This window comes from Streptomyces sp. NPDC005496 (genome assembly GCF_042872045.1).
GTDB lineage: Bacteria > Actinomycetota > Actinomycetes > Streptomycetales > Streptomycetaceae > Streptomyces.
The window spans coordinates 26,346-47,164 of sequence record NZ_JBIAJQ010000018.1; the positions used below are offsets into that span (position 1 = coordinate 26,346).

Here is a 20,819-nt window from a genome sequence, read left to right on the forward strand (position 1 = left end):
CGACGAGAGGAACCGGGATGCGTCGTACGAGGGCCGGGGAGCACCCCGCGATCGGCCCGGCACCCGTGCCACCGCACAACACCCGGGAGGCGCACGCCTCTTCGGGCCCGCGCGGTGGTCCGGACACGGACACCGCGACGGCCGTGCCCTGGCACCCGGACACGGTGGACGCCGACGTGCCCGGTGCCGTCGGACGCGTCCTGGACACCGTCCTGAGGGAACGCGTCACCCAGGCGTCCGCGCTGGACCTCGCCTTCGGCGCCGACGTGGCCGAACGCGTCGCACGCTTCACCCGGCAAGGCGGCAAGCGCATGCGCCCCCAGTTCCTGTGGTGGGCGCTGCGCGGCTGCGGCGGGGGCCACCACCCGGCCGAGGCCGAGACCGCGCTGCGGATCGGCGCGGCGCTCGAACTCATCCAGACCTGCGCGCTCGTCCACGACGACGTCATGGACGCCTCCGCGCTGCGCAGGGGCCGCCCGGCCCTGCACGTCGACCTCGCCGCGCAGTACGCCGGACCGGTCGGCCGGCGGGCCGGCGCGCTGGGCGAGGCGGGCGCGATCCTCGCCGGGGACCTGGCCCTGGCCTGGGCGGACGACGTCGTCGCCGACCTGGTCGCGGACCCCGGGACACCGCCGGCCGTGCGGCGCGTCTGGCGGGCGATGCGCACCGAGATGGTCGCGGGCCAGTACCTGGACCTGCTGGACCAGGCCACCGCCTCCGGCTCCATGGCCCGGGCCGTCCGCGCCGCCTGCCTCAAGAGCGCCCGCTACTCGGTGGAACGGCCGCTGGCCCTCGGCGCCGCCCTGGCCGGAGCGGACGCCGCCACGACCGACGCCCTGTGCGCGGCGGGACGCTGCGCCGGGGTCGCCTTCCAGCTCCGGGACGACCTGCTGGGCGTCTTCGGCGACCCGCGGGGCACGGGCAAGCCGTCCGGCGACGACATCCGCGAGGGCAAGCGCACCTACCTCGTCGCCGTGGCGCGGGCCCGGGCCACGCAGGCCGGCGACCGGACGGCCGTCGAGGTCCTCGACCGGTGCCTGGGCGACGGCGGCCTGACGGAGGGACAACTCGCCGAGGTGCGGCACGTCCTGACGGCCACCGGAGCCAGGACCGCCGTCGAGAACCGGATCGAGCGGCTCGCGGCCCGCAGCGCACAGCACCTCGCCGCCGCCGGGCTGCTGCCCTCCGTACGCGGCCGGCTGCACGCCCTCATGCGCACGGCGGCCGGCGTGACGACACCCGGCCGGGACGACCCGGCGGAACCACAGCCGAACGGCGACGAAGACCCGACGGCGTGCCTGACCGGCGCCGGAGCCGCAGGAGGAACACGATGACCAGGACCGTCCCCGGCCGCACCGACCACGTGGTGGTGGTCGGCGCGGGTCTGGCCGGCCTGTCGGCGGCCCTGCACCTGCTGGGCGCGGGACGCCGGGTGACCGTCGTGGAACGCGGCACCCTGCCCGGCGGCCGGGCCGGCCGCGTCGACCGCGCCGGGTACCGCATCGACACCGGCCCCACCGTGCTGACCATGCCGGACATCGCCGACGAGGCGTTCGCCGCGGTCGGCGACAGTCTCCGCGACCGCGTCGACCTGATCCCCCTGCACCCCGCCTACCGGGCCCGCTTCGCCGACGGCAGCGCTCTCGACGTCCACACCCGGGCGGAGGCCATGGAGGCCGAGATCGAACGTTTCGCCGGGGTGGGTGAGGCCGCCGGATACCGGCGGCTGCGCCGGTGGCTGGAGGAGCTCTACGCCGTCCAGATGCGCCGTTTCATCGACGCGAACTTCGACTCGCCGCTGAACCTGCTCACCCCCGACCTCGCCAGGCTCGCCGCGCTCGGCGGGTTCGGCCGCCTGGACGCCCGTATCGGACGGTTCCTGAGCGACGAGCGGCTGCGCCGGATCTTCTCGTTCCAGGCCCTGTACGTCGGCGTGCCGCCCGAGCGGGCGCTCGCCGCGTACGCCGTCATCGCGTACATGGACACCGTCGCCGGGGTGTACTTCCCGCGCGGCGGCATGCACGCCCTGCCGCAGGCCATGGCCGACTCGGCCGCGGACGCCGGTGCCGAACTGCGCTACGGGCACGACGTGACGGGGCTCGAACGCTCCGGCTCCCGGGTCACGGCGGTCCTCACCTCGCAGGGCCGCATCGCGTGCGACGCGGTGGTGCTCACGCCTGACCTGCCGGTGACCTACCGCCTGCTGGGCCGCCGTCCCCGCCGGCCGCTGGGCCTGCGGCACGCGCCGTCCGCCGTCGTCCTGCACGCGGGCACCGACCGGACCTGGCCGGGCCTCGGGCACCACACGCTGTCCTTCGGCCGGGCGTGGAAGGGCACGTTCGACGAACTGACCAGGACCGGGAGCCTGATGACCGATCCGTCCCTGCTGATCACCCGCCCCACCGCCACCGACCCCTCGCTCGCGCCCGAGGGCCGGCACCTGCACTACATCCTCGCGCCCTGCCCCAACACGGACATCGGACCCGGCGCCGCCGAGTGGGGCGACCTCGCCCCCCGGTACCGCGACAGCCTCCTGGACGTCCTGGAACGCCGCGGGCTCGACGGGATCGCCTCGTCCATCGAGGAGGAGTGCCTGGTCACCCCCGCCGACTGGCACACCCAGGGGCATGCCGCGGGCACGCCGTTCTCCGCCGCGCACACGTTCGCGCAGACCGGCCCCTTCCGTCCGCGGAACCTCGTCAGCGGCACCGAGAACGCGGTGCTGGCGGGCTGCGGCACCACCCCGGGCGTCGGCGTGCCGACCGTCCTCGTCTCCGGCAAGCTCGCCGCGGCCCGGATCACCGGGCCCCGCCCCCGCCGCGTCACCCGCCCCGCCCGCCCTACGACCGTGGAGGGCGCCCGCCCATGACCGACCGCGAACTCGACGCCGCCGGGATCCACGACCCCGGACTGCGCGCCGCCTACGCCCACTGCCGCACGCTCAACGCCCGGCACGGACGCACCTACTTCCTCGCCACCCGGCTCCTGCCCGTCGCGCGGCGGCCCGCCGTGCACGCGCTGTACGGGTTCGCGCGCTGGGCCGACGACATCGTCGACACCCTGGACGACCGTCTCACCGTCCACGACCGCACGGCGGCGCTCACCCGGCTGGAGGCCCGGCTGGACCTCGGGCTGCGCCGGGAGGGACCGGTCGACGAGCCGGTCGTCGCGGCCCTCGCCGACACCGCCGCGCGCTACCACATCGACCACCGGCACTTCGTCGACTTCATGGCGTCCATGCGCAGCGACCTGCACGTCACGGGCTACGCCACCTACGACGACCTGTACGGGTACATGCACGGCTCGGCGGCCGTCATCGGGCTCCAGATGCTGCCGGTGCTCGGCACGGTCGTACCCCGCGAGGAGGCGGCCCCGCACGCGGCGGCGCTCGGCGTCGCCTTCCAGCTCACCAACTTCCTCCGCGACGTGGGGGAGGACCTGGACCGCGGCCGGGTGTACCTGCCCGCCGATCTGCTCGGCGCCCACGGCGTGGACCGGGCCCTGCTGCGGTGGAGCCGGGACACCGGCCGCCGTGATCCCCGTATCACCGAGGCGCTGCGCGCCGCCGAGGACCTGACCCGCGGCGTCTACCGCGACGCGGCCCCCGGCCTCGCGATGCTCGACCCGGTCTCGCGGCCCTGCATCCGTACCGCGTTCGTCCTCTACGGGGCGATCCTCGACACCGTCGCCGACGAGGGGTACGCCGTGCTGCACCGGCGTGCGGTGGTACCCCGGCGCAGGCGGGCCGCCGTCGCGCTGGACGGTCTCGTGCGCCTGGCCGCGGCGCGGGCGCGGGCCCGGGGCGACCGCACGGCACGGCAGCCGGACCACTGCGCCTCCTCCGACGGCCGCGTGCGGCCGTCCCGACGCAAGGAGGCGGCGTGAGCGGCCGCGACCGTCGTACCCCCCGTCTGCCGCTGCGGCTGCGCCGCGGCCCCGTGGCGTGGGAGAAGCAACTGCCCACCTGGCGCGAGGCACGGCCCGGCGTCATCGCCGGCGCCCTGAAGCGGGCGTCGGCCCGGCCGTCGGGGAACTGGTACGTCGTCGGCGCCACCCGCGACGTCGGCCCCTCCCGCCCGCTGGCGTGCACGGTGGCCGGACAGGAGGTCGTCGTATGGCGGGACGCGGGCGGACGGCTCGTGGCCGGACCGGGGGTGTGCCCGCACCTGGGGGCTCCGCTGGCCGGCAGCCCCGTCCGCTGCGGCACCCTCGTCTGCCACTGGCACGGGCTCGCCCTGCACGGCGGCCCGGTCGCGGGCTGGGAACCGCTGCCCGTGCACGACGACGGCGTGCTGGTCTGGGTCCGCCTGGACGGGGTGGGCGGCGAGGACCCCCTGCCGGCCCCCGTGGTGCCGGTGCGCCCGTCGCTGCCTGGAGCTGTCGAGGCCGTGTACAGCGCGGTCGGCGGATGCGAGCCGGAGGACGTGGTGGCCAATCGCCTCGACCCCTGGCACGGCGCCTGGTTCCACCCGTACTCCTTCGTGGACCTCACCGTGGTGCACAGCCCCGCCGGTCCTGACGACGAGGACGACGGGTTCACGGTGGACGTCTCCTTCAAGCTCGCCGGCCGGGTCGTGGTGCCGGTGCGCGCGGTGTTCACGGCGCCGGAACCGCGCACGGTGGTCATGCACATCACCGACGGGGAGGGCGTGGGCTCGGTGGTCGAAACGCACGCGACGCCCCGAGGCCCGGACGAGCTGGGGCGCCCGCGCACCCTCGTCACCGAGGCGATCGTGGCCGCCTCCGACCGGCGCGGCTTCGCCGTGGCCCGGGGTGCCGCGCCGCTGCTCCGGCCGCTGATGCGGGTCGCCGCCGGCCGGCTGTGGCGCGACGACCTGGCCTATGCGGAGCGGCGCTGGCAACTGCGCAGCAGCGGACGCTTCCCGGGCTGAGGAGCCGGACCGCCGAAGTCCTCGGACCCGAACTCCGAAGACTTCTTTGCGAAGAACTCTTTGCGAAGAAGTCTTTGCGGTTTATGGTGCCGGTATGACTGACACGAGCGGGGGGCCGGACCGGTCCCGGACCGAGGCGGACTCGGTCGTCCTGGACGCCAGGGGCCTGCGCGCCATGGCCCATCCGGTACGCGTGCAGCTGGTCGGGCTGCTGCGCAAGTACGGGCCGTCGACGGCCACCCGCCTCGCGGAGCGGCTGGGCGTGAACTCCGGGACGGCCAGCTACCACCTGCGCCAGCTCGGCGCGGCCGGCTTCGTGGAGGAGGACACCGGACGAGGCAACGCGCGCGAGCGCTGGTGGCGTTCGGTGCACCGGACGACCGAGATCAACGACCGGGACCTCATCGACCGGGAACCCGAGGCCGTCCTCGCGTTCCTGCAGTCCGTCGCCGCCACCTACGGCCTGCGCCTCCAGCAGGCGCTCAACGAGCTGCAGACAATGCCTGAGGCGTGGCGGGGCACCTTCGACATGAGCGACTGGGCGCTGCGGCTCACCCCCGAGGAATCCGTCGCCCTGCGCCACGAGCTGCGGGCAGTCGTGGACCGCTACCGGCAGGACACCCCGCAGGCGGCGGCGGACGCCCCCGAGGGCGCCGCACGGGTCGCCCTGATCACCCAGATCCTGCCCGAACTCGACGCGCCCCCCGCGCCGGACGCCCCTTCCGCTCCCCGTGGGGAGCCGGGAACGGAGACGTCGTGACGGCGGGCATACCCCGCGGAGCCGGCGAGGCCGGCACCCGGTCGCTCCGCCCTCTGGCCGGTGTCCTGGCCGCCATGGCGGTGTCGCTGACGGGTACGCGGGTCTCCGCCGTGGCGCTGCCCTGGTTCGTGCTCGTCACGACCGGCAGCGCCACGCAGACCGGACTGGTCGCGTTCTGCGAACTGACGCCCTACGTGGTGGTCAAGGCGCTCACCGGACCCCTGATCGACCGGACCGGCCCGCGACGGGTCTCCTGGACCACCGACCTGGCCAGCGCCACGGCCGCCGCAGCCGTTCCCCTCCTGCACGCCCTCGGCCTGCTCACCTTCCCGCTCCTGCTGGCCCTCGTGGCGCTGATCGGGGGGATGCGCGGCCCCGGCGACCTCGCGAAGGAGGTCATGGTCCCCGAGGCGGCCGAGCACGGGGCGGTGCCGCTGGAGCGGGCCACCGGGCTGTCCGGCGTCACGGAACGGCTCGCGTCCACCCTCGGCCCGGCGGCCGGCGGCGCCCTGGTGGCGCTGCTCGGCCCGCTCACCGGCCTGGTCGTCAACGCGGGCTGCTTCGCCCTCGGCTCCGTGATCGTCGCCCTGGCGCTGCCCCGGGGCATGGGACACGCGCCCGAGGAACCCCCCGCCCGGGACGGGACCGCGGCACCGGGCTACTGGCGTCGGTTCGGCGAGGGCTTCACCTTCCTGCGCGGCGAGCCCCTGCTCCTCACGGTGATCGTGACGGTCGGGATCACCAACCTGCTGGACGCCGCCTTCATCACCGTCCTGACCCCCGTATGGGCCGACGAGTCCGGCCACGGTCCCGCCGCGATCGGGCTGACGGGCACCGTGACGGGAGCCGCCGCGGTCGGCGGCAGCCTGATCGCCGCCATGGCCGCACACCGGCTGCGCCGCAGGCCCGTGTTCTTCGTCGGGTACCTGCTGGCCGGCGCGCCCAGATTCCTCGTCCTCGCCGCCGACGCCCCGCTGGGCGCGGTACTGGCCGTGTTCGCCGTCAGCGGCTTCGGCGCGGGCTTCCTCAATCCCGTGCTGGGCGCCGTCATGCTCGAACGCGTCCCGCGCCGGATGCTGGGCCGGGTCAACGCGCTGGGGGACTCGCTGTCGTGGGCGGGCATCCCGCTCGGGGGGCTGGCGGCCGGTGCGGCGGTGACCTTCACCGGGCTCGCGCCGGTGCTGCTCGTCTGCGGCGCCGCCTACTTCCTCACCACGAGCCTGGCCGGGCTCAGGCCGGAATGGCGCGACATGGACCGCGGGCGGCAGCCGGGAAGTGCCGAGCGGTCCGGGGCGGACGCCGAGCGGTCCGGGGCGGACGCCGGGCCGGTTCTCCCGAAGGACCTGGTGTGACGGTCCCGCGCCGCCCGCGACCCACCGCCCGTACGCATCGGCGGTGGCGCCCGCGCTCACCGCGCCGCGGGAACGGCTAGGGCCTGTCGTTTGGATCAGGCCGGTGTCGCGGGGTCTGGCACGCACATCTGCGGCGTTGTCGTCGGTCGCCGATTCCCCCACTCTCGGCTCCGCTCGAGCGGGGGGACCCCCATCGCTTCGACTCCCTCCTCCGCCTTGCAGCTGCACGCACCAGACCCCGCTCGGGTCGGCCGGGACGAACCGTCTGTCACGGCCGACCTGATCCAAACGACAGGCCCTAGCCGAGGCCGCCGTTGCTTTGGAGCAGCTGGCCGTTGATCCATCCGCCCTCCGCCGAGCAGAGGAAGGTGACCAGACGCGCGCAGTCCCGCGGGACCCCGAGACGGCCCAGCGGGGTGAGGCGGGTGATCTCCGCCTTCTGCTCCTCGGTCATCCACCCCGTGTCCGTCGGCCCTGGGGCGACGGCGTTGCAGGTGACCCCGAGGTGGGCACAGGGCGAGCGGGCACCCGTCGACCGTCACGTCCCGCCGGGTTCCCCCGGGTGTCTCGCCAGTCATGATCCTCATCCTGGCGGGCCCCGCCGCGAACGGCACCGGGTTTTCCCGTCAGGCCGTGACCGCCGGCGACGCGGCCTCCCAGGCGAAGCCGTCCGGGTCGCTGAAGGCCCCGGCGTCGCCACCGATCGTCAGCCGGTGCGATCCCGTGCCGTCGGGGGAGACGCCGGCGTCCTTGGCCAGCGCGCGCCGACGGTACAGCCCCAGCTTGACGGGGCCCGGACCGGTGTCGAACTCCACGTACATCCGGCCGAAGCTCTTCGCCACGGCGAGGCCTTGCTCGACATAGAACCGCTTGCTCGCGGTCACGTCCGCCACTCCCAGCAGGAGCACCATGCCGTCGATCTGCGGGGTGGCCGGACCGGTGTCCTTCTTCGCCGAGGTCGCGATCTTCCAGATCGCGCCGTCCGGGGCCTGTACGACACCACCGTAGCCCCAGAGCGACTTCGCGGCGGGCTTCAGCGAGGTGGCGCCGGCGGCCAGGGCGGCGCCCACGAAGTGGTCGACCGTGGCCGGCTGGGACACGGTGAGCGACAGCGTGAACCCGCGGAAGCCGGAGCTGGGCTCCTCGGAGGCGCGCAACCGCAGTCGCGTGTCCAGTCCGAAGGCCTCGGTGTAGAAGCTGCGGGCGGCCGTGAGGTCGGCCACGTCCAGGGTGAGGGATGCGATGGATGCCATGTCCGCCACGCTAGTTGGGGGTCGGCGGCCGGCGCTTCTCGAATCCTGACCGTTCCGGCGGACCGTTCCCCCTGCGTCTTCGGCAGCCCGTTCGCGGCGTCCGCGCAGTGCTGCGCCGGAAGCGGCAGGGCCCGCGGAGAGAGCTCGGCGGGCCGGCGTCAGAGCGTGCCGGACGCGAGGTCGTCCTCCCGGCCGTCCGTGGTGCGGCGCAGCGGGAGCCGGGCGCCCAGATCCGTGGTGTCCGTGACGGCCCGCACGGCGGGGCTGATGGAGGTGATCTCGACCGGCACCCCGATCATCTCCAGGGCGTCGGTCACCCCCAGGAGGCTGTAGAGCCCGCCCGCGTCGCAGTAGGTGACCTCGGACAGGTCCAGCCGGACCAGCCGGGTGCTCCCGGGCAGGACGGCCGTGACGACGGCCTCCCGCAACTGCGAGCTGGTGTGGACGTCGAGTTCGCCCACCAGCGCCATGAGCACGCCACCCTGGCCCTGCTCGCTGCGGCGCGCGCGCAGCCCCGGCAGGAAGTCTCCGTTCACGACCGGCACTCTCCGACCGGCCGGAGCCGGTCATGACTGGGAAGGCCGCTGTTTTCCCAACAGCCCGGCCACAGTCTGCCCGACCCGGGCCCCGTCCTCCGGATCGGAGGGGCCCGTTCGAACGTGCCTGCACTGCAGCGACACATCTCGTACACCGGCCGCTCAAAAAGCGCCGGCCGCGCCCGCCCGCCGGTCAGTCCCGGACCAGGCAGAACGGGTGGCCGGCCGGGTCGGCGTACACCCGCCAGCCGCTCCGCCCGTCACCGCCGTCGAGCAGGACCGCACCCGACTCCAGCGCGGTCTCCTCGGCCCGGTCGAGATCCGGGACGCCCAGGTCGAGGTGGAACTGCTGGGGCCGGTCGGGGTCCGGCCACCGGGGCGGCCGATGATCGGCCACCCGCTGGAAGGCGAGCACGAACCCGGTGCCGGTGTGGAGCGTCGCCCAGTCCTCGCCGAGCGACCAGCGCGGGTCCGGCCGGTTCACCTCCCCGCCGAGCAGCGCCTCGTAGAACCGGGCGAGTTCGAGGGGCCCGGAGCAGTCCAGTACGACGCATTGCAGCTTGGCGGTCATGCCGGGCAGCGTAGACCGGGGCGGGCGCGGGTTTCCGTCCGCGTCCGCCCCGGTCGGGGCCCGCAGCGCCTCCCGGATGCGGCCTCTCACGCTGACCGTCCCCCGAGGGCGCGGAGCCCTCCGCGAAGACCGGCCCTCAGTGGCTCGCGACGCGCTCCTGGAGCTGCTCGGGGGTCAGATAGGCGTCCGTGTATTCGAAGTCCCGCAGCGTGGCGGGGGTGCGCGCCAGGAATCCCGTACGGACGAAGTCGTCGCCCGCCACCGTGTTCAGCGCCCAGTTCGTCGCCACCCTGACCTTCGCCACGTTGGTGCGCAGCGCCGACCAGTGGTAACCGCGGGCGGCGATCAGCGCGGGCAGGCCGCGCAGTTCGACACCCAGTGGCCGGGACACGGCGTCCATGCCACCGAGGTCGACGACGAGTCCCAGGTCCTTGTGGACGTACGGCGACATCCGCTGCCCGCGCAGCGTCGCGATGACGTTGTCGGCGACGTGCTTGCCCTGGCGCATCGCGTGCTGTGCGGTCGGCGGGCACACCGCGCCCTCCACGTCCTTGGCCTCGTCGGGCACGGCGGCGGCGTCACCGAGCGCGAAGACACCGTCGTGGCCCGGCAGGCACATCTCCGAGGTGACCGCCAGCCGCCCCTTGACCGTCTCGGCGCCCAGGGTGGCGATGAGCGGGCTCGCCGCGACACCGGCGGTCCAGATGAGCGTGCGGGTCGGGATCACGCGGCCGTCGGTGAAGGTGACCTCGTCCGGGCCCGCCTTCGCGATGGAGACGCCCAGCGAGACGTCGATGCCCCGCTTGCGCAGCACGTCCAGGGCGCTGCGGCCGAGCTTGTCGCCCAGTTCGGGCATCAGCTTCGGCGCGATGTCGATGAGATGCCACTTGATGAGCTTCGGGTCCAGCCGGGGGTAGCGCTTGACGGCGTTGTGCGTCAGGCGCTGAAGGCACGCGGCGGTCTCGGTGCCCGCGTAACCGCCGCCGACGACCACGAACTGCAGCCGCGCCGCGCGCTCCGCCTCGTCCACGCTGGCGTCGGCGATGTCGAGCTGCGAGATGACGTGGTCGCGGATGTAGACGGCCTCCGCGAGCGTCTTCATGCCCCGGGCGTTGTCGGCGAGACCGGGGATGTCGAAGGTGCGGGTCACGCTGCCCGGGGCCAGCACGATGTAGTCGTACCGCTCGTTGACGATGTCGCCGGAGATCGTGCGCACCACGCAGACCTTGGCCTTGAGGTCCACTCCGATGGCGCCGCCGGGGATGATCCGGGTGCGGTACCTGCGGCTGCGGCGCAGGGACACCGCGACCGACTGCGGGGTCAGCACTCCGGAGGCGACCTGGGGCAGCAGGGGCAGATAGAGCTGGTAGGAGAACGGTGTCACCAGAGCCAGGTCGGCCTCGTCGGGTCCGAGCTTGCGTTCCAGCCGCCGGACGCACTCCACTCCCGCGAAGCCCGCTCCCACTACCAAGATCCTCGGTCGTGACACGATTTTCATCCCTTCACCGGCTGAGACTTGTCTGGCTCCCAGGGGTCTCTCTGCCCCCGGGCAGCCGCCTCGCACTTGTTCGATCCCATCGCGCAACGGGCCGACGCGCCACCGGGCGCCTCTCCGACGGGGCGCCCTTCACCGGGACGGCCGCCGGTCGCGGCCCCGGACGGCGTGCCGACGGCGCCCGGCGACGGCGTCGTCGCCGAGCCGTCTACGAGTGCCCGGGAGCGCGCGAAGTACCCCCGCCGACGCCCGTCCGGTGGGGCGCCAGCGGAACGGGCCGCGACGCATGGCTTTTCCGGCTCCGCGGGCGCCACAACTCCGCTCACTCGTGTCGGAGGAAATCTGTCGTGGCGAGAGTAGACATTCGGCGCCGCCGGGCGCTAACGTCGTCCTCGTAGCCAAGAAGTCATCAAGGCGCGGCGGAGGCGAACCGCCGCGTGTGCTGGACCCGCATATGCAGGGCACGGCAGTGGAGTGGCAGGGCCGGAGGATGCCGGGGTCCTGTCGCTGGCTGCCGGACCCGGCGGCTCACAGGAGCCGTCGACGGTGCGCGGGGACAGTAGGAGCACCATCGGAGATCGAGCACGAAGGAGGTCGACACCATCAGGATCGCCCGGGCGTGTGATCGGCCCGGGTACCGCAGGCCCCGGAACGGAAGGTGGTCTCACGGTCACGCATCCGCGATCCCCGCACTCGCTCACGTCCCCCCGGCGAGCGTGCGGAAACAGAAGGCCGGTGCTGCAGTAGGCCGGCAGATGGTGTTGTAGAAACAGGGGCCCTGACGCCGAACCGGCGTCAGGGCCCCTCGACTTGTGCCCTGCACGTCCGCGGAGCCGAGTCCCGCAGGAGTCGTTTCGCGCCACCCGCTCCCCGACTCGCCGTTGTCGGCCCGTCGTTGGGCTCTCCGCCGCTCCGGCTGCCCGGTGCTTCAACTTCTTCTCGGCGCTCAGGCTGCCCGGCGTTCCGGCTTTCTGGCGCTGCGATTCCTGACGGACTCCGATGTGTGCGGCGCGGTCGAAGTGCGGCACGCCCCAAGGCCGTTACGCCCTCACCCCCGTGTGCGGAGCGCCCGGTGCCCGACCCGGCCGGGTCGTAGTATCGGGTGATCTCGGGTGGGAGGTGGGGTGGGGTATGGGCAGGCGACGTCCCGGCGGCCCGACGCTGGAGGAGGTGGCCGCCCGCGCGGGGGTGGGACGCGGCACCGTCTCACGCGTCATCAACAACGCTCCAGGCGTGCGCGGTTCGACCCGGGAAGCGGTGCGGCGCGCGATCGCGGAGCTGGGATACGTGCCCAATCTGGCCGCGCGTTCGCTGGCCGGCCGCCGCGCCGACGCCGTGGCACTGGTCATGACGGAGACGGACTGGCGGCTCTTCGGGGAACCCTTCTTCAGCGAGGTCGTCCGCGCGGTCGGCGACGCCCTGACGGACACCGGCATGCAGCTCCTGCTGACCCTCATCCGCTCCGAGACCGAACGGCGGCGCTTCGTGGAGTACGCGCGCGGCGGCCGGGTGGACGGGGTCCTGCTCATGTCCGTCCGCGCCCAGGACCCGTTGCCTGACATGCTCGCGGACGCCGGTCTGCCCACCGTCCTGCTGGGGCGCCGCACCGGCGAGGAGTGCGTGACGTACGTCGACGCGGACAACGTCGGCGGTGCCCGCAGCGCCGTCTCCCACCTGCTGGACAGCGGACGCGGGACCATCGCGACCATCACCGGACCGCTCGACATGTACGTGGCACAGTGCCGGTTGCGCGGGTATCGCGAGGCGTTGCGGCGCGCGGGCGTCGCCGACGAGCCGTCCCTGGTCGTGGAGGGCGACTTCACCGAGGAGAGCGGGCGCCGGGCGATGGCCGAACTCATCGAGCGGCATCCCGGCATCGACGGTGTCTTCGCGGCCTCGGACACCACCGCCGCCGGGGCGTTGACGGCGCTGCGCGCGGCCGGCCGCCGGGTGCCCGACGACGTCGGGGTGGTCGGCTTCGACGACTTCCTGCTGGCCCAGAACACGGACCCCAAGCTGACCACGGTCCGCCAGCCGGTGGACGAGATCGGCCGGGCCATGGTGCGGTTGCTGGGGGAGGAGATGGAGGAGCCGGCGGTGGCCTGGCGGCACGTCATCCTCCGGACGGAACTGGTCCTGCGCGACTCGGCCTGAGGCGCGGCGACACTTGCCCGCGGGATCGACGGCGGCGGCTGCGGCTGCGGCCGGGCGAACCGAACCGGCTGCGGTCCACGAAAATCACGCCGAACGAGGCGTGCGTGACCGAGCCGGATGAGGCGTGGGCAAACCGCACCGGCCGAAACCCGCGTGAACGGTGTCGGCCGAGGCGTACGTGAGCGGGTCGAGGCGCACGAGGACCGTGCCGAACGAGGCGTACGTGAGCCGTGCCGTGCGAGGCGTACGTGAACCCTGTTTCGGGGCGGACGGCGCCGGGACTCCGACCGTCGAATGTTTTCGGGAGCGCTCCCAACTCCTCGACATCCGTACGAAGTTGATTCGCTGAGGGCCTCCGACCTCGGACTTCGAAATTGGTTCGACGGCGTCCCGTCCACACTCTTGTCAGGGACATGCGCGACTCCTACAGTCCCTTTCGAATCGCGAGTGGGAGCGCTCCCATCCTGACGAGGACGGAACGCCCCCGAAGACTCCGGCCGCCCCTCCCAGAGAGGATCCCCCCGCATGCGACCGTTACCGCACCTGGCCCGCGCCGCGCGTGGCCTGTTCGGCGCACTGCTCACCGCTCTCGCTCTCGTCGCGACACTCGTCACCGTCACGACGCCGGCCCACGCGGACACGACCATCTGTGAAGAGTTCGGATCGACCACGATCCAAGGCCGCTACGTGGTCCAGAACAACCGGTGGGGCACCAGCGCCACCCAGTGCATCACCGCCACCGACACCGGGTTCCGGATCAACCAGGCGGACGGATCCGTGCCGACCAACGGCGCCCCGAAGTCGTACCCCTCGGTCTTCAACGGCTGTCACTACACGAACTGTTCGCCGGGAACCAAGCTGCCGGCACAGCTCAGCACCATCTCCGCCGCGCCGACCAGCATCTCCTACGGCTACGTGAACGACGCTGTCTACGACGCGGCCTACGACATCTGGCTCGACCCGACGCCCCGCACCGACGGCGTGAACCGGACCGAGATCATGATCTGGTTCAACAAGGTGGGCCCGGTTCAGCCGGTGGGCTCGCAGGTCGGCACGGCGACCGTGGCCGGGCGCACCTGGCAGGTCTGGTCCGGCAACAACGGCGGCAACGACGTCCTTTCCTTCGTCGCCCCCTCCGCGATCGGCAGCTGGAGCTTCGACGTCATGGACTTCGCCGACCAGGCCGTGGCGCGCGGACTGGCCCAGAACAACTGGTACCTGACGAGCGTTCAGGCCGGCTTCGAGCCCTGGCAGAACGGTGCCGGGCTCGCGGTCAACTCCTTCAGCTCCACGGTCACCACAGGAGGCGGCGGCGACCCGGGCGAGCCCGGCGGCTCCACCGCCTGCAAGGTCGCCTACGGCACCAACGTCTGGCAGGGCGGCTTCACCGCCGACGTCACGGTCACCAACTCCGGTTCCGCCGCCGTCGACAACTGGAAACTGGCGTTCACCCTGCCCTCCGGGCAGCGCATCACCAACGCCTGGAACGCCACGGTGACCCCGTCCTCGGGAGCGGTCACGGCGACCGGCCTGACCCACAACGCGCGCATCGCGGCGGGGGCCAGCCAGACCTTCGGTTTCCAGGGGACCTACGGCGGCACGTTCGCCAAGCCGGCGGCCTTCAGCCTGAACGGCACGGCCTGCACGACCGCGTGACGTCCTCGCGGCACGACACCCGTGCGGCCCGCGCCGCCACGACCTGACCGGTCGCCGCGGGCACGCGTCCGGCATCCGCCGCGGCAGTCCGCTCCGGGGCCCGCTCCACTTCCCTGCGCCGACAGGAAGGGCCCCGGAGCAACCCGCCGCCCGCCCCCGCCGTTTCCCCGCCCCTCCGGAGCCCGACCGGAAAGGCCCCCCCGCATGAGCCTTTCGCACTCCCGGCGTCCGGCGCTCGTCGCCGCACTGAGCGCCGTGGCCCTCGCCCTCACCGCGCTCACCGCCGCCGCACCGCACCAGCCCGAGGCGTCCACGTCCTCCGCCGCGTTCCCCTACCAGGACCCGTCCCTGCCGGTGCCGGTCAGGGTCGACGACCTGCTCGGCCGGATGACGCTCGACGACAAGCTGGGCCAGATGACGCAGATCGAGAAGGACGCGCTCGTCCCGGTCTCCGATCTCGCCACCCACCGCATCGGTTCGGTGCTGTCCGGCGGCGACTCCACGGTCAGCCCCAACAACGCCCAGACCTGGGCGGACACCTATGACGCACTGCAGCGCACCGCGCTCGGCACACCGCTCGGCATCCCGCTGATCTACGGGATCGACGCGGTCCACGGCCACAACGCAGTGCGCGGCGCCACCATCTTTCCGCACAACATCGGGCTCGGCGCCACACGCGATCCCGCGCTCGTGCGCCGCGTCGGGCGGGCGGTGGCCGAGGAGGTGGCCGCCACCGGCATCGACTGGGACTTCGCGCCGTGCCTGTGCGTGGCCCGCGACGACCGCTGGGGCCGTACGTACGAGTCGTTCGGCGAGAAGCCCGAACTGCCCGCCGCCATGGCCACGCTCGTCACCGGCCTCCAGGGCGACACCCTGGGCGCGGACCCCGCCTCCGTGCTCGCCACGGCCAAGCACTACATCGGCGACGGCGGCACCGCCGGCGGCGTCGACCAGGGCGACACGCGGATCTCCGAGGCGGAGCTGCGCGCCGTGCACCTGCCGCCGTTCCAGGAGGCGGTGCGGCGGGGCGTGGGCGCGGTGATGCTCACCTACAGCAGTTGGAACGGCGTGAAGGCGCACGGCGACAAGTACCTCGTCACCGACGTGCTCAAGGGCGAACTCGGCTTCAGCGGCTTCGTCGTGTCCGACTGGGCCGCCGTCGACCAGTTGGACGGGCAGAGCGGCTTCACCGGCGCCGAGATCACCAAGGCCGTCAACGCCGGCGTCGACATGGTGATGGTGCCGCACGACTACAAGAAGTTCCTGACGCTGCTGCGAGGTGAGGTGACCGCGGGGCGGATCGCGCAGACCCGCGTCGACGACGCCAATCGGCGCATCCTGACGAAGAAGTTCCAACTCGGCCTGTTCGAGCGCCCGTTCACCGACCGGTCACTGACTCCCGGGGTCGGCTCCGCCGCGCACCGGGCCCTCGCCCGGGATGCGGTGCGGGCCTCGCAGGTGCTGCTCAGGAACGAGGGAGGGGTGCTGCCGCTGCCGAGGACGGCGAAGGTGTTCGTGGCCGGCAAGTCCGCCGACGACATCGGCAACCAGAGCGGCGGCTGGACCGTGGGCTGGCAGGGCCGCAGCGGCGCCGTCACCGACGGCACCACCGTCCTCCAGGGCATCCGCGCCGCCGTCTCCGACCCCGCTCGGGTCACCTACGACCGCTACGGGAACGGCATCGACGCGACCTACACGGCCGCCGTCGCGGTGGTGGGCGAGACCCCGTACGCGGAAGGCCGCGGCGACCGGCCGGGCGGCCTGGGGCTGGACCAGGAGGACCTGGCGACGCTCAGCCGGCTGAAGGCGAGCGGCGTGCCCGTGGTCACCGTGCTCGTCTCCGGCCGACCGCTCGACATCGCGTCCCAACTGAGTGACTGGAAGGCGCTGTTGGCGGCTTGGCTGCCGGGCACCGAGGGCGCCGGAGTCGCCGACGTCCTGTTCGGCGGCTACGCCCCCACCGGCAAGCTCCCCGTGACGTGGATGAAGAGCGCCTCCCAGCAGCCCGTCAACGACGGCGACGGGAAGGTCCCCCTCTTCCCGTACGGGTACGGACTGACCTACTCCGGCGCGGACCCCGAACCGACACCGACACCCACGCCAACACCGACGCCGACCGGCGCCGAGTGCACCGCGCAGTTCCGTGTCGCCTCGTCCTGGGGTGGCGGCTACCAGGCGGAGATCACCGTCCGGAACTCCGGGTCGACTCCCCTCACGGGCTGGGCGGTCGACTGGGACCTGGGCGGGGCCACCGTCACCAACCTCTGGAACGGCACGCTGACCCCGTCCCAGGGCCGGCCCACCGTCCGCAACGCCGCCTTCAACGGCTCGCTGTCACCCGGCGGGACGACGTCCTTCGGCTTCACCGCGAGCGGCACCGCCGGCGCACCCGTCCCGCACTGCGCGGCGAGCTGACCCCCGACACCCCGACGCGCCCGCCGGAGCTCCGCCGAGACCGACGCGCCGGGCCCGGCCACCCCCGCACGGAAGGACGGACGCACGTGCCTGGATGGGCGACCGCCCCGTCCAGGCGCACCTCGCACCACCTCGTACCACCCGCAGAACACCCACGAGGAGGGCACATGACCGACCGGACCCCACGCGCAGGCTCCCGTCCGCCGAGGCTCCGCCGCAGACGATGGCGGACGGCCGCGCTCGCCACCACGCTGGCCACCGCCCTGCTGGGCTTGGCGGGACAGCTCTCGCCCCAGCCGGCCGCCGCCGCGGAGGCCCACGTCGACAACCCGTTCGCCGGCGCCACCTTCTACACCAACCCGGACTACACGGCCCTGGTGGGCACTTCAGCCGCGAAGACGTCCGACGCCGCACTCAAGGCGAAGATGGAGACGGTCGCGACCTATCCCACCGCGGTGTGGCTTGACCGGATCGCAGCGATCGGCGGCGGCACCGCCAACGGAGGCCGCAAGAGCCTGGCCGACCATCTCGACCTGGCACTGGCCCAGAAGAAGCCCGGGCAGCCCGTCACCGCGACCTTCGTCGTGTACGACCTCCCCGGCCGGGACTGCGCGGCACTCGCCTCCAACGGCGAACTGCCCCTCACCCAGGCGGGACTGGACCGGTACAAGAGCGAATACATCGACGCCATCGCCGACGTCTTCGACGACCCGAAGTACCAGGACGTCCGCATCACCACGGTCATCGAACCGGACGGCCTGCCGAACCTGGTCACCAACGGCGCCGACCCGGAGTGCGCCCAGGCCAAGAGCAGCGGCATCTACGTCCAGGGTGTGCGGTACGCCCTGAACAAACTGCACGCCATCCCCAACGTCTACACGTACCTGGACTTCGCGCACTCGGGCTGGCTCGGCTGGGACAACAACCTCTCCCAGACCGTGCAGTTGTACACGGACGTGGCCAAGGGCACCACGGCGGGACTCGTCAGCGTCGACGGACTGATCACCAACGTCGCCAACTACACGCCGCTGGAGGAGCCGTTCCTCACCGACCCGGACAAGACGGTCGGCGGCAACATGGTCAAGTCCGGGAAGTACTACGAGTGGAACCCGAACTTCGACGAGACCGACTTCACGAGGAACGTGCACCGGGCACTCGTGTCCGCCGGATGGCCCGCCGCGACGGGCATGGTCGTCGACACCTCCCGCAACGGCTGGGGCGGAGCGGCCCGGCCCACCGCCGCGAGCACCAGCACCACCCTCGACACCTACATCAGCGAGTCCAAGGCGGACCGCCGCACCCACCGCGGACTGTGGTGCAACGTCGCGGGCGCCGGAATCGGGCAGCGCCCCCAGGCGTCCCCGGCCGGCTACCCCGACTCCCACCTCGACGCGTTCCTGTGGGTGAAGCCGCCGGGGGAGTCCGACGGAGCCAGCACCGACATCCCGAACGACGAGGGCAAGCGGCTCGACCCGATGTGCGACCCCACGTACACCGCGCCCAACGCCGGCAACAGCAAGACGGGTGCCCTGCCGGGCGCCCCGCTGGCCGGACACTGGTTCCACGACGAGTTCGCGATGCTGGTCAAGAACGCCTACCCGGCCGTGCCCACGGACGGCGGCGGCACTCCGGGCGGCGACACCACCGCGCCCAGTGCCCCGTCCGGCCTCAAGGCCACCGCGAAGACGGCGACGAGCGCCTCCCTGTCCTGGACGGCGTCCACCGACAACACCGGGGTGACCGGCTACGACGTCTACCGCGACGGTACGAAGGCCACCTCGTCGCCGGTGACCGGAACCACCTTCACCGACACCGGGCTCAGCGCCGGCACCGCCTACAGCTACACCGTCCGCGCCCGTGACGCCGCCGGCAACGTCTCCGCGCCCTCCAGCGCCCTGAGCGTCACCACCGACCCCGGCGGCGGCGGTCCGGACCCCTCCGGAGGCCTCACCGTCCGCTACCGGAACAGCGACACCTCGGCCACCGACAACGCCATCAAGCCGAAACTGCGCATCGTCGACACCGGCAGCGACGCGGTCGACCTGACCAAGGTCACCGCCCGCTACTACTTCACCCGGGACGGCGGTTCCGCCACGGTCAACGCCTGGTGCGACTACGCGGCCGTCGGCTGCTCCGCCCTCGACCTCAAGGTCGTGCCGCTGAGCACACCGGTCGCGGGAGCCGACGCCTATCTCGAAGTCGGCTTCAAATCAGGCACGTTGGGGGCCGGCAAGGACACCGGTGACATCCAGCTGCGGATGAGCAAGTCCGACTGGTCGGCCTTCGACGAGGTCGGTGACTACAGCCGGAGCACGGCCACGTCCTACACGGACGCCCCGGCGATCCCGGCCTACCTCGGCACCGTACGCGCCTGGGGCACCCCGCCCGCCTGACCAGCCCGGCCGCCCCAGCGGGCGGCACACCGCCTCCCCGCCCGTCCGGCCGGCACCCTCGCCGGACGGGCGGGGACTCCAAGACCGGCCGCGGCCCGCACCACGGCCCCCGGCACCCGCCGCGACACGCGGCACCCGATCTCGAACCGCCCGAGTACGACCGGAAGGAGAGGACATGGCTCGACGCAGCACCGTTCTGTCGCGACGCGGCACCATTCTGTCGATGGCGGCCGCCTTCGCCACCCTGATCGCGGCGCTCGGCATGACCCTGCTGGGACAGGGCTCCGCCCAGGCACACGGGGTGGCGATGCTTCCCGGCTCGCGCACCTACCTGTGCTACCTGGACGCCCGGACGGGCAACGGAGCACTGGACCCGACGAACCCCGCGTGCCGGGACGCCGTCGCGAAGAGCGGCACGACACCGCTCTACAACTGGTTCGCCGTACTGGACTCCCAGGCGGGCGGCAAGGGCGCCGGCTACGTACCGGACGGCACCCTGTGCAGCGCCGGCGACCGGTCCCCGTACGACTTCTCCGCCTACAACGCGGCCCGCTCCGACTGGCCGAGGACGCACCTCACCTCGGGGAAGACCCTCCAGGTGCAGTACAGCAACTGGGCCGCGCACCCGGGCTCGTTCCGGGTCTACCTGTCCAAGCCCGGCTGGTCGTCCACGTCCGAACTGGGCTGGGACGACCTGGACCTGATCCAGACGGTCACCAACCCGTCCCAGCAGGGTTCGCCGGGCACCGACGGCGGCCACTACTCCTGGGACCTGACCCTGCCCTCCGGGCGCTCGGGCAACGCCCTGATCTTCATCCAGTGGGTGCGGTCCGACAGCCAGGAGAACTTCTTCTCCTGCTCCGACATCGTCTTCGACGGCGGCAACGGGGAAGTGACCGGCATCAGGAACCCCGGCGGCACCCCGACCCCGACCCCTACTCCCACGCCCACCCCCACTCCGACCCCGACTCCCTCGGATCCGCATACCGGCTCTTGCATGGCCGTCTACAGCGTCGTGAACTCCTGGAGCGGCGGCTTCCAGGCGTCCGTCGAGGTGATGAACCACGGCACGGAACCGCGCAACGGCTGGGCCGTGGCGTGGAAACCGGGCACGGGCACCAAGATCAGTAGCTTGTGGAACGGTTCCCTGTCCACGGCGAGCGACGGCACGGTCACGGTCAAGAACGTCGACCACAACCGGGTCATCGCCGCCGACGGCAGTGTCACCTTCGGCTTCACCGCCATCTCCACGGGCAACAATCTGCCCGCCGGATCGATCGGCTGCGTGCCGGTCTAGGGCCCGATACGGCGTGCCGGCCGCGTGACCTCCAGAGGTCGGCGG

15 protein-coding genes and 1 pseudogene are annotated in these 20,819 nt (G+C 72.9%); 11 read left to right on the top strand and 5 right to left on the bottom strand.

From position 1 onward, the window contains the following. Positions 1 to 17 precede the first annotated feature (17 nt). The 6 genes from ACFYQQ_RS37975 (at position 18) to ACFYQQ_RS38000 (ending at position 7,004) form a co-directional block, all read left to right on the top strand. Positions 18 to 1,334 (top strand): polyprenyl synthetase family protein, encoded by a 1,317-nt coding sequence (locus ACFYQQ_RS37975; protein ID WP_356239662.1) that lies wholly within the window; start codon positions 18 to 20, stop codon positions 1,332 to 1,334. Then, positions 1,331 to 2,869 carry a phytoene desaturase gene (locus tag ACFYQQ_RS37980; RefSeq protein ID WP_356175767.1) on the top strand — a complete coding sequence of 513 codons (1,539 nt, stop codon included), beginning with the start codon at positions 1,331 to 1,333 and terminating at the stop codon, positions 2,867 to 2,869. Before ACFYQQ_RS37975 ends, ACFYQQ_RS37980 begins: the two co-directional genes overlap by 4 nt. Then, complete coding sequence (locus tag ACFYQQ_RS37985; protein ID WP_356175769.1) at positions 2,866 to 3,885, top strand: phytoene/squalene synthase family protein; 1,020 nt, start codon at positions 2,866 to 2,868, stop codon at positions 3,883 to 3,885. The genes ACFYQQ_RS37980 and ACFYQQ_RS37985 overlap by 4 nt, the downstream gene beginning before the upstream one ends. Next, the gene (locus tag ACFYQQ_RS37990; RefSeq protein WP_356175772.1) at positions 3,882 to 4,892 is read left to right on the top strand and encodes a DUF5914 domain-containing protein; all 1,011 of its coding nucleotides are present in this window, start codon (positions 3,882 to 3,884) and stop codon (positions 4,890 to 4,892) included. Before ACFYQQ_RS37985 ends, ACFYQQ_RS37990 begins: the two co-directional genes overlap by 4 nt. 94 nt (positions 4,893 to 4,986) lie before the next feature. Next, a complete protein-coding gene (locus tag ACFYQQ_RS37995) occupies positions 4,987 to 5,652 on the top strand; it encodes a helix-turn-helix domain-containing protein (RefSeq protein ID WP_355787123.1) in 666 nt (221 codons plus the stop codon). Then, entirely contained in the window at positions 5,649 to 7,004 is a 1,356-nt protein-coding gene (locus tag ACFYQQ_RS38000) for an MFS transporter (protein WP_355787109.1), read from the top strand. The genes ACFYQQ_RS37995 and ACFYQQ_RS38000 overlap by 4 nt, the downstream gene beginning before the upstream one ends. Before the next feature lie 298 nt (positions 7,005 to 7,302). On the opposite strand, the pseudogene ACFYQQ_RS38005 reads toward ACFYQQ_RS38000, so the two are convergent. The 5 genes and pseudogenes from ACFYQQ_RS38005 to ACFYQQ_RS38025 all read right to left on the bottom strand — a co-directional run. After that, positions 7,303 to 7,515 (bottom strand): annotated as a pseudogene (locus ACFYQQ_RS38005) (SDR family oxidoreductase); the annotation flags it as partial. Positions 7,516 to 7,630: 115 nt separating this feature from the next. After that, positions 7,631 to 8,257, bottom strand: a complete 627-nt coding sequence (locus ACFYQQ_RS38010; protein ID WP_355793948.1) for a glyoxalase — start codon at positions 8,255 to 8,257, stop codon at positions 7,631 to 7,633. A gap of 158 nt (positions 8,258 to 8,415) precedes the next feature. Beyond that, positions 8,416 to 8,793: an STAS domain-containing protein gene (locus ACFYQQ_RS38015; RefSeq protein WP_355793947.1), complete on the bottom strand. Its 378-nt coding sequence runs from the start codon at positions 8,791 to 8,793 to the stop codon at positions 8,416 to 8,418. Positions 8,794 to 8,986: 193 nt separating this feature from the next. Then, the gene (locus ACFYQQ_RS38020; protein WP_355793946.1) at positions 8,987 to 9,364 is read right to left on the bottom strand and encodes a VOC family protein; all 378 of its coding nucleotides are present in this window, start codon (positions 9,362 to 9,364) and stop codon (positions 8,987 to 8,989) included. Between the two features lie 136 nt (positions 9,365 to 9,500). After that, the gene (locus ACFYQQ_RS38025) at positions 9,501 to 10,862 is read right to left on the bottom strand and encodes an FAD-dependent oxidoreductase (RefSeq protein ID WP_356173837.1); all 1,362 of its coding nucleotides are present in this window, start codon (positions 10,860 to 10,862) and stop codon (positions 9,501 to 9,503) included. Positions 10,863 to 11,990: 1,128 nt separating this feature from the next. On the opposite strand from ACFYQQ_RS38025, the gene ACFYQQ_RS38030 reads away from it, so the two are divergent. The 5 genes from ACFYQQ_RS38030 (at position 11,991) to ACFYQQ_RS38050 (ending at position 20,774) form a co-directional block, all read left to right on the top strand. Continuing rightward, positions 11,991 to 13,013, top strand: a complete 1,023-nt coding sequence (locus tag ACFYQQ_RS38030; RefSeq protein WP_355784636.1) for a LacI family DNA-binding transcriptional regulator — start codon at positions 11,991 to 11,993, stop codon at positions 13,011 to 13,013. 525 nt (positions 13,014 to 13,538) lie between these two features. Further along, a complete protein-coding gene (locus tag ACFYQQ_RS38035) occupies positions 13,539 to 14,669 on the top strand; it encodes a cellulose binding domain-containing protein (protein WP_356239673.1) in 1,131 nt (376 codons plus the stop codon). Positions 14,670 to 14,873: 204 nt separating this feature from the next. Beyond that, positions 14,874 to 17,084, top strand: coding sequence for a glycoside hydrolase family 3 N-terminal domain-containing protein (locus ACFYQQ_RS38040; protein ID WP_388907086.1), 2,211 nt, complete (start codon positions 14,874 to 14,876; stop codon positions 17,082 to 17,084). A gap of 167 nt (positions 17,085 to 17,251) precedes the next feature. Then, positions 17,252 to 19,477, top strand: coding sequence for a glycoside hydrolase family 6 protein (locus tag ACFYQQ_RS38045; protein WP_388907088.1), 2,226 nt, complete (start codon positions 17,252 to 17,254; stop codon positions 19,475 to 19,477). Between the two features lie 175 nt (positions 19,478 to 19,652). Beyond that, entirely contained in the window at positions 19,653 to 20,774 is a 1,122-nt protein-coding gene (locus tag ACFYQQ_RS38050; protein ID WP_388907091.1) for a lytic polysaccharide monooxygenase, read from the top strand. Positions 20,775 to 20,819 lie beyond the last annotated feature (45 nt).